Genomic DNA, 4,139 nt, shown 5'->3' on the forward strand with positions numbered 1-4,139 from the left:
CGCGCGGGCGGCGTTTGCGTGCCGGGATGATCGCGACGCCGTAATGCGCAGCCATCTCGCCGTAGGTGCGGTTCAGAACCGGATCGTAGAAGTCCGCCTTCTGTACGCCGGCCTTCAGGTTGTCCGGGACCAGAATCTCGACTAATCAGCAGGTTCAGGTAATCCGCAGGAGCGCGGCGGAACCGCCGCCGTTGGTGGAATCAGGTCGTCGGTTCCTTCGCATTATGCAGGGGTTAAAGTGAATCTAGCCACGCAAGCAGATCATCGTCGCGTTTCCATCGCGGCGGTCTCTTTCTCTTCGAGGCCGGTTCGAGACGCTCGAGTGCCGCGCGCTTTGTAGCGAGATTTGCCTGGGCATAATGATTGGTCGTGTCCAGGCTCACATGACCGAGCCAGCTACGGATCACGGTGACGTCTACGCCCGCTGCCACGAGGTGGACGGCAGCCGCGTGCCGGAAACTGTGCGGAGAGACGCGCTTCAAAGACAACGTAGGAACAGTCTTCGCGGCGGCCTGAACGTACTGCGCGAGCTTATAGCGCACTCCGGACGCCCCCAACGGTACGCCATAGCGATTGACAAAAATGGGATCGTTATCCGCACGCGGTTGCCGCTTGAGCAGTGCCTTAAGCACGAGAACGGTTTCTGGCCATAGAGGACAGATCCGCTCTTTTTTACCCTTGCCGACCAGTCGCACGTAAGAGGGAGGATCGAAGCGAATGCGTTGAGGACTAACGTCGAGCGCTTCCTGGATACGCGCGCCCGTGTTGTAGAGGAAACAAAGCAGCGCATGATCGCGTAGGCCCTCAAGACTTGTGCGATCCGGCTGCAACATAATGGCATCAACTTCGTCGGGCTCAAGATAGAATGGCGCGCGAATGGCTTCACGCTTGGTTGGAATGCGCAGTACTTCGGCGCACTGCGCTGCGTAGATGGGCTCCCGTTCAGCGACAAAAGAGAAGAAGCTGTGCAGCGCGGCGAGTCGGCAGTTTCGAGTGCCGATCGTGACCTTGCGCTCTAGCTCGCATTGCTGCAAGAAGCCTCCTACCATGGCTGCGGTAAGGTCGCCGAGCACAAGTGCGGCTACGGACCGTTTGCGCCTCGTAGCCGAAAACCGCAGGAATAGTCTCCATGTATCGCGATAGGATCGCACCGTATGTGCTGAGAGATTGCGCTGTTCCAGCATGTGTTTGTAAAAAAATTCTTGGAGCAATCTGGGCAAGGGATCAATCGATTTCATTGTCCACTCCTTCGGCGATGTGCAGGCTGTGCGCGCCGAAAGCACGGAAGCGCGCGCCTGCCAGTTGCAGCAGTTCATTGGTGATGGTCAAATAGGCCAGAGTCGAGTTAATGTCCCTGTGGCCGAGATACGTGGCGAGATAAGGAAGGCGAGCCTGAGGGTTGATCCCCTCGCGGTACCACTCAAGCATTCGATTTGCGACGAATGTGTGCCGAATATCATGAATGCGTGGCCCGAGCCCGCCCCTGTCAGGCTTTACGCCAGAGAGGCGCAGGACACGTACCAGAAGCTTCCCAGTCATCACATAAGAGTAACGCCCGGCGCTTTGCTGATGCCAGAAAAGCCCTGACGCGGCCTGCTGTGGGCCGCCCGCGAGTCGCCGCGCATGTAGGTAGTCGCGCAGGGCAGCCACGACGCTGTCGGGAACAGGCAATGTCCTCGATCTAAAGAACTTCGTGTCCCGAATATCGATCTCGCCCACATCGAGATGGACGTCACCAAGGTTGAGACCTGCGATCTCACCCAGGCGTAGTCCGGTGCAAAATGCAAGAACGAGCATTGTGTACAGGCTCAGAGGTCGAAGCGGTGCGCACGGTGAGGGAAATCGCCGTGCGGTTTCGAGCAGTTGCTGCACCTCTTGGTCTGTGTAGATGTGGGGACGCCGTCGCTGTTGCTTCAGCTGCTCACAGAGTCGGCGGTCGGGCTTGGGTACGGGAATCATTGGCTCGAAGCGTCGCCACGCCCTGGCGAGATCGCGCCCCAACGCCTGGCACTGCCACGCGTGCTCGGGCGTCGGACGTATGGCCCGCCATGCTTGCAGCAGAACTGCCAGAGGTTGACCCTCCAGATGCGGATTCTTCTGCAGATAGCGATCGAAACATAAAAATCGGTTTGCTGGCGTTTCGTAGCGGTAGCCCATGGCGCGCATTAACGTGACATGGTAGAGCATGAGTGGCCCGAGAAAGCTTCCAAAGCGAGGAAGCGGACGTAACGCTTCAAGTGCTGTCTCTGGGGAAAAAGATAGTAGTGCACGCGCTATGGGCGTTGTCGTTCGCTGACCATATTGCATCCGAAGTTCATGTAGCGGATTGCTCGCAATCGATCCTTCTGTCTCGAGAAAATCGAGGAACCGGTCGACGAGACGCGCGCGATGAAACACAATGTGCAAAGGCCATTGTGCGATTCGCTCGTGCAACCACGCTTTGATCGTTTGCTCATCCAGCGATTGCCGTCGATTGCGCTGCATGACAAAGCGCTGGAAGCCGGATAGAACGCATCGGTAAACGATGGGCGTCGTTGCGTTGCGGGTTCCCAATCCATGGATAAATCGTTCAATGCAACGTCCGTCAACATCAGGCCAGATTCGCTTCATGGCTGCCTCTCCATGTTCGGGACTTCAAGAGCTACGCCGCGAAGATGCTCCGTAGCCAACTTCAGGTACGCGGCCGTAGACCCGGCCGACCGGTGTCCCAATAGGTCCCCAATCCCCTTTACCGAAACCTCAGCGCGAAGCAGGCTGACAGCGCGTGCATGTCGAAATGCGTGTGGACCGCGTTTGCCAACTGGATATATCCCGGCTGCTTCGAGTCGCCGTCGCACTGGTGTGTACAAGCTGGAACCATTGTGAAATCCGCGATAAGGCGCCCGGGCGCGAACAAATATCTCGCGCACATCTGAGGCTGGCCGTCCTCGTCGCAAGTAGTCAAGCAGTGCGTCACCAACACTCGGAAGCAACGGCAAGACTGAGTGCGATCCAGTCTTGGTATGACGGACGTAAAATCGATCAGATCTCCAGTCGATATCCTCCAAACGCAGTCGCGTCACCTCTCCCGCACGTAAGCCATACGTCGACAGCAGCATCAGAATGGCGTAGTCGCGTAGCCCTATCGGAGAACGGTCATGGCGCGTTGAATCCAAGACCGCTTTGATGTCGGCGGGGCGCAGTGCCGAGGGAATAGACTCGTATGCATACATTGTTGGAACAATGACGAATCGAGAAAGATCGTGCCCGATACGGCCCGTCTCATACAGGTAACGAACGAAGCTGCGAAGCAGCAATGCGATACCTTTACGCGATGCCCGACGCAGCGACGAAACACGGCTTTGCAGATAGGCATCAATATCCGTGACCGTCATATGCATCAACGTTTCAGCGCCTTTGCACCGTCCTTTGAAGCACAAGAATCGTTGTGCTTCGGCCAGAAGGCCGTCAACCGTTTCGGCTGCCAGCCCTCGCCACTCCCGAAGCCATTGACCGTATTCCGCGCACAGTTTGCGATTAAACCTTGCGTTGACACTGGAAGGGATCGGATCGGGTGGCCACTCGCCAATAGCCAATCGCAGCAACTGATGAATGCCGGTCGTATGGGACGCTCTCCAGCCCCGTAAGGAGAGTGGCGAGTGACCGTGGTTACGCCGGAAGCGTCGAAGTTCGCATCCAAGATACGCCGATACGTCTGTTGGCGTTGCCGTCTTAACAGATATTCGTCGCCTGTCGAGAAATCGAAGGAAGTTCGCCGCGACTGCCAGATAGCGATTGCGGATTTGGACACTATATCGCTCGACTACAAGATGCTGCTCGAGCTCGCTGAGCAGCGTTTCGTGCTTTGTTTGCTGATCGGACATGGCGCGCCTCCTTAAGCGGTTGGTCGCGCCTCTAGGATGGCACTATCGAGATAATGTGAAGGAACTGGCGACCTGATGCTAGCAACGGCGGCGGTTCCACCGCGCTCCTGCGGATTACCTGAACCTGCTGATTACCGCAACTGATTGTGCCGGACAATCCGCGCGCGATGATTGCCGATCCCGACCGCTATGAACCTCGCGCCGGCGACACCGTGCTGGACTTCGCGCGTCATTACGGTACGTCATTCCTGCCTGCTCGCGTCTATCGCCCGAGGG

Annotated in this window: 3 protein-coding genes; all 3 read right to left on the minus strand. The window is 57.5% G+C overall.

The window, feature by feature from the left end; translation table 11 throughout:
- Nucleotides 1-233 precede the first annotated feature (233 nt).
- From BO1_RS48155 to BO1_RS58680, 3 genes are read right to left on the minus strand one after another with little or no spacing between them, the layout of a single operon-like run.
- Nucleotides 234-1,238 (minus strand): tyrosine-type recombinase/integrase, encoded by a 1,005-nt coding sequence (locus BO1_RS48155; protein WP_028223689.1) that lies wholly within the window; start codon nt 1,236-1,238, stop codon nt 234-236.
- Complete coding sequence (locus BO1_RS48160; RefSeq protein ID WP_043289236.1) at nt 1,225-2,610, minus strand: tyrosine-type recombinase/integrase; 1,386 nt, start codon at nt 2,608-2,610, stop codon at nt 1,225-1,227. Before BO1_RS48160 ends, BO1_RS48155 begins: the two co-directional genes overlap by 14 nt.
- Complete coding sequence (locus BO1_RS58680) at nt 2,607-3,863, minus strand: site-specific integrase (RefSeq protein ID WP_084688846.1); 1,257 nt, start codon at nt 3,861-3,863, stop codon at nt 2,607-2,609. Before BO1_RS58680 ends, BO1_RS48160 begins: the two co-directional genes overlap by 4 nt.
- Nucleotides 3,864-4,139: the final 276 nt, after the last annotated feature.

The sequence above is a fragment of the Paraburkholderia oxyphila NBRC 105797 genome (assembly GCF_000685075.1).
GTDB lineage: Bacteria > Pseudomonadota > Gammaproteobacteria > Burkholderiales > Burkholderiaceae > Paraburkholderia > Paraburkholderia oxyphila.

Excerpts from the sequence above, each read along its gene's own strand:
- BO1_RS58680 (WP_084688846.1), bottom strand. The coding sequence starts at position 3,863 with ATGTCCGATCAGCAAACAAAGCACGAAACGCTGCTCAGCGAGCTCGAG.
- BO1_RS48160 (WP_043289236.1), bottom strand. The coding sequence starts at position 2,610 with ATGAAGCGAATCTGGCCTGATGTTGACGGACGTTGCATTGAACGATTT.
- BO1_RS48155 (WP_028223689.1), bottom strand. The coding sequence starts at position 1,238 with ATGAAATCGATTGATCCCTTGCCCAGATTGCTCCAAGAATTTTTTTAC.